Below are 5,157 nucleotides of genomic sequence, written 5' to 3'. Positions count from 1 at the left end.
GAGGCAGCATCGGGTTCAGTGCCAGCGCGCGCCGAACCGCGGTTCGCGCGCCGACAAAGTCAAACGTGAGGAGCATCGCGATAGCCATGTCGCCGTAGGCATTCGCATCCTCGGGATTCAGTCTTATCGTCTCGTTGTACTCCCCGATGGCACCCCGGAAGTCCGCTTGACGAAACAACGTCGTCGCCAGGCTGTAGTGCGCAACCGCGTCGGTAAGGTCGATTCGTATCGCCTCGCGAAACGCTTCCGCAGCCTCCTTCAAAGCACCCTTCTCGCGCTGCGCGAGGCCCATATACATGTAGGCATCCACGAGGTTCGCTGAAAGGCGCAGCGCATTCCGCGCTTCCATGATCACATCGTCCCACTTCGCCTGCGCAACATATACATCGGCAAGTTCCAGATGGAGCCGCTCGTTCGAGGGATCGAGTTCGATCGCGCGCTTGTACTCGTACTCTGCGTCCGCAAATCGTTTCTTCTGAGCGAGCGAATAGCCCTTGCGCTGATGTTCCCGGACCAGCGAGAGTCGCGCTCGTGCCTCGGATGCCAGCGTGATTTGTGCCTCCAGAATCGCCGTGACCAAGGCCTCGTTACCTCCGGCGATGCGAACCGACTTCAGGTAATCCTCCGTAGGCTCAAAATCAATCCCACGCTCTCGCAGCAGGGTCGCAATTCGTCCACTGGCCACGCCGTCCTTCAGCATCGCGATGATGTCTTCGCGCTGAAAGGGCTTGGGCTGCGGCTGGGCACCTTCTTGTGCGAAGCAGACACCAGCCACCGCTACCGCCAGAAGGCACAGCACGTTCCTGATTGAGCGGCTCACTAGGCCGGAAATCTAGTACAGCTGCCACAGTTTTCCAAGAGCCGGTGGCGCCTGACAGCCCTTCGTTCTTGTCCGGACCCTCTGCGTATTCTCTATGAGATATATACCTACTTTTTCTCTTGACAACCAGCAGCCTCCCGCGCTATTCTACTTTCGTTTTATGTTCGCCACATTCTCACAACCAAATCCGGCCCCGGCAGCCCAAACCGCCGTGGGGTTACCCCACCCGCAACGCACTGATTCGATTCACTAATGCCCCCGGACACCCCGGGGGAGGGGGGTAGAAACCCCCAGAGGTAAGAACACAATGGCAAGCCACAAAGCCCGCATCACCACCCCGAAGAAAGCCGTCGCCAACGCCCAGAACCTCGCTACCGCCGCCGCCGCGCCCCGCTGCCAGCACATCAAAATGTCCGGCGACTCCTGCTCTGCCCCCGCTCGCTCCGGCTCCAACTGGTGCGTCTTCCACGCCGGCGACTACGAGGGCTCCCACCCCGTCCTCGGCGTCTACGAGGACGCCGCCTCCATCCAGCTCGAGATCTCCAACACCATCCGCCAGCTCCAGCTCGGCAAGCTCCCCGCCCCCGAGGCCGGGCGCATCCTCTACGCCCTCCAGGTCGCCAGCCAGAACCTCCCGCGCCTCCGCGAAGAGATGCCCTCCGCCGAGCAGCGCGCCAAGGCCGAAGCCGCCGAGCGCGAGCTCTTCCCCAAGAAGCCGCAGGACCTCTGGTGGTTCCTCTACTCCCGCCTCGATCCCCCGTCCGACCGCCGCGACGGCACCCAGCGCATCTGCCGCGAGCTCGCCCGCTTCGCCCGCGGCGAAGCCCCTCTCGACCCCGCGCTCCTCTCCCTCCTGCTCCCCGAGGAGGAACGGGGTGCCGATGCACCACGGTAGAAACGCCCTTCTGGGCGTCTCGAGACGGGCAGAAGCCCGTCTCTACCGATGATCTTGCTCTTGGAAAAAAAGAACGGGCGTGCGCCGCGGCGGACGACCCCGCGAAGCGCCCGGCTTAGAAAACCGCTCTTTGGCGACTCAGCGTTCTCGTTCTCCTCCGCGAGCTCTGCGTTGCAGGCTTCTCCCGGACGCTGGGCTCCATACGCGGCGGTCATCCGGTTCATCCGCCGCGAAACGCGTTAAACTAGCTCTCCCAGGGCCCGAGTCTCCCATGCCAAAAGAGTTTTACGTCCGCGAGTGCGCGCAGCAAGAGAACAAGGTCATCACGGCGAGCTTCGTGGTGGCGTCCAAGCAGATCAAGGCGAAGAAGACGGGCGAGCCGTACCTGTGGCTGACGCTGGCCGACAAGAGCGGGCAGCTCGAGGCGCGCATGTGGGACAACGTCGCCGACGCGCTCTACGCCTTCGAGCAGAACGACTTCATCAAGGTCAAGGGCCTGATCAACAAGTACAACGGGCGCTTCCAGCTCACCATCCACAAGCTGCGCAAGCTGGAAGAGAGCGAGGTGGAGTTCGCCGACTACCTGCCCAAGACCGACAAGGACGTCGAGGAGCTGTGGGCGCGGCTGGGCGCGTTCGTGGCGACCTTCCAGAACGCGCACCTCAAGGCGCTGGTGGAAGCCTTCATGGCGGACGCGGAGATCGCGGCGGCCTACAAGGCGGCGCCCGCGGCCAAGACGCTGCACCATGCGTTCATCGGCGGGCTGCTCGACCACGTGGTCTCGCTGTTCACCTCGTGCGACCTGGTCTGCCGGAACTATCCGCAGATCGACCGCGACCTGCTGCTCACCGGCGCCTTCCTGCACGACATCGGGAAGATCCACGAGCTGAGCTACCAGCGCGCCTTCGGCTACACCACGCGCGGGCAGCTGCTCGGGCACATGATCATCGAGCTGGAGATGCTGCAGGCCAAGCTGCCGGAAGCGGAGCGGCGCGCCGGGCAGGCGTTCCCGCCGGAGCTGAAGACGCTGGTCGAGCACCTGATCATCAGCCATCACGGGCAGTACGATTTCGGGTCGCCCAAGCTGCCGATGTTCCCCGAGGCGCTGATGCTGCACTACCTCGACGACCTCGACTCGAAGATGGAAGCGATGCGCGCGCAGTTCGAGCGCGACGCCGAGAGCGAGAGCGAATGGGCCGGCTACAACGGGTCGCTGCAGCGTCCGCTGCTCAACACGAAGAAGTTCCTGGCGGGCAAGAAGGAAGCCGCGGCGGAGGCACCCAAGGCCGCGGCGGCGGCCTCAACTGAAGGAAACTCAAGTACTTAGGTGCCTAAGTAGTTCTACGACCATCGTGTCCTTTACCGCGAAAAACTGCATCTGATAAGGTGCAGCACTGGATTCGAACGGAGGAAGCATTATGCGACGCATCTCGTGGCTTCTCGGGCTCTTAGTGATCCTGTTCCTGGTCGCGGGCTGCGGCTCCAAGCCGCCGGCCGAGGAAGCGGGCGCTTCGCCTGCGGCGGCCGACCAGCCGGCGCCGGGCGTCGCGAAGAGCAGGACGACGACCACCGCGGGCGAAAAGCCCGGAATGCTCGACAAGCTGATGGGCAAGAAGATCGTGGTGCCGGAAGGCACCGTGATCAACGTGCGGCTGGACCAGTCGCTCAGCTCCAAGACCAGCAACGCGGGCGACGAGTTCACCGCCACCGTCGACAAGGAAGTGGTGGTCGACGGCAAGACGGCGATCCCGAACGGCGCGCGCGCCTCGGGACACGTGGTCGACGCGAAGCCGCTCGGCCGCTTCAAGGGCGGAGCGCTGCTGCAGATCGAGTTGACCGAGGTGAGCTTCGGCGGGTCGAACTACTCCGTCGCGACCGCGACGGTGGAGCGGACGCAGAAGGGCAAGGGCAAGCGTACGGCGTGGATGATCGGCGGCGGCGCGGGCGCCGGCGCCCTGATCGGCGCGCTGGCGGGCGGCGGCAAGGGCGCGGCCATCGGCGCGGCCGTGGGCGCGGGCGCGGGCACCGCGGGCGCGGCCTTCACCGGCAACAAGAACATCGTGCTGCCGGCCGAGAGCTTGCTCGCCTTCAAGCTGCTGAAGAGCGTGGAAGTGAAGCCGGAGTAGCCCGTACCCAGTAAGATCGTAATAGGCGCCGGCGACTCGCCGGCGCTTCTTCTTATGCTCGACTTTTCAAGATTCGAAGTGCTCACGTTCGATTGCTATGGAACCCTGATCGATTGGGAGACCGGCATTCTGGGCGCGCTGCGTCCGCTGGTGAAAGCTCACGGCAAGACGCTCTCGGACCGCGAACTGCTCGAGGTCTACGGCGAGCTGGAAGCCGAGGTCGAGCGCGGTCCCTACCGGAAGTATCGCGTGGTGCTGCGCGAAGTGGTGCGCGGATTCGGCGAGCGGCTCGGCTTCGCCGCCGGCGAAGCGGAGATGGATGCGCTGCCCGATTCGCTCGGCCAGTGGCCTCCGTTTCCCGACACGGTCGCGGCGCTGCGCAGGCTGAAGGCGAAGCACAAGCTCGCGATCATCTCCAACACCGATGACGCGCTGTTCGCCGAGACCGCGAAGCTGCTCGAGGTCCCGTTCGACGCGGTCATCACGGCGGAGCAGTGCCGCAGCTACAAGCCTTCCCTCAACAACTTCCGCGTCGCGCTGGAGCGCCTGGGAGTCGAGAAGGAGAAGGTGCTGCACTGCGGCCAGAGCCGACATCACGACATCGCGCCGGCGAAGCAGCTGGGGCTCGCGAACGTGCTGGTGACGCGGCGCGGCCAGGGCGCGGTCGTGGCCAACGCCGCGCAGCCCGACCTGGAAGTTCCCAACCTGAAGACGCTGGCGGACAGAGCGGGAGTCTAGCTCACGAATGGGTTGTCGCGGATGAGATGCTTCGCGAGGCCGCAGAAAACGCGGCCCCGCTCAGCATGACACGGCCAGAGCAATCACTGGTTCACGGGGATCTTGATGATCTTCTTCTGGATGGCGTAGGTCACGAGCTGGGCCTTGTTGTGGATGTCGAGCTTGCGCATGAGGTTGAACTTGTGCGCCTCGACGGTCTTGACGCTGAGGCCGAGAAGCACGGCGATCTCCTTCACCGAGTTCCCTTCCGCCAGCAGCTTCAGGATCTCGCGCTCGCGCGGCGTGAGGGTGGAGATGCGCGGGCGCAGCTTGGTGTCGCGCACGCGGGAGCGGAAGTCTTCCACCAGCTTGCCCAATACCTGGGAGCTGAGGTACTTGCCGCCGCGGTACACATCGCGCACGGCCGTCAACAACTGGGGCGCGGGCGTGTCCTTGAGCACGTAACCGGCGGCGCCGGCTTCCAGACACTGCACAAGGTAGTCTTCATCTTCGTACATGGTGAGGAAGAGGACTTTGGTCTCCGGACGGTTCTTCTTGATCTGCCGCGCGGCCTCGAACGAAGAGAGCCCAGGCATACC

6 protein-coding genes are annotated in these 5,157 nt (G+C 64.4%); 4 read left to right on the top strand and 2 right to left on the bottom strand.

Annotated features, from left to right (window positions below; translation table 11 throughout):
- On the bottom strand, window positions 1–820 hold an 820-nt coding region (locus tag VLA96_09195; protein ID HSE49367.1), incomplete at its 3' end, for a tetratricopeptide repeat protein.
- Between the two features lie 307 nt (window positions 821–1,127).
- Here VLA96_09195 and VLA96_09190 point away from each other — a divergent pair.
- The 4 genes from VLA96_09190 (at window position 1,128) to VLA96_09175 (ending at window position 4,579) form a co-directional block, all read left to right on the top strand.
- On the top strand, window positions 1,128–1,715 hold the full coding sequence (locus tag VLA96_09190; GenBank protein ID HSE49366.1) for a hypothetical protein: 588 nt from the start codon (window positions 1,128–1,130) through the stop codon (window positions 1,713–1,715).
- A gap of 271 nt (window positions 1,716–1,986) precedes the next feature.
- Window positions 1,987–3,042: an HD domain-containing protein gene (locus VLA96_09185; GenBank protein ID HSE49365.1), complete on the top strand. Its 1,056-nt coding sequence runs from the start codon at window positions 1,987–1,989 to the stop codon at window positions 3,040–3,042.
- A gap of 91 nt (window positions 3,043–3,133) precedes the next feature.
- The gene (locus tag VLA96_09180) at window positions 3,134–3,841 is read left to right on the top strand and encodes a hypothetical protein (protein ID HSE49364.1); all 708 of its coding nucleotides are present in this window, start codon (window positions 3,134–3,136) and stop codon (window positions 3,839–3,841) included.
- A gap of 78 nt (window positions 3,842–3,919) precedes the next feature.
- Entirely contained in the window at window positions 3,920–4,579 is a 660-nt protein-coding gene (locus tag VLA96_09175) for a haloacid dehalogenase type II (GenBank protein ID HSE49363.1), read from the top strand.
- Between the two features lie 83 nt (window positions 4,580–4,662).
- Here VLA96_09175 and VLA96_09170 read toward each other — a convergent pair.
- On the bottom strand, window positions 4,663–5,157 hold a 495-nt coding region (locus VLA96_09170; GenBank protein HSE49362.1), incomplete at its 5' end, for a response regulator transcription factor.

The organism is Terriglobales bacterium (assembly GCA_035457425.1).
Taxonomy (GTDB): Bacteria; Acidobacteriota; Terriglobia; order Terriglobales; family Acidobacteriaceae; genus JACPNR01.
This window is presented reverse-complemented; position numbering and strand designations above follow the sequence as displayed.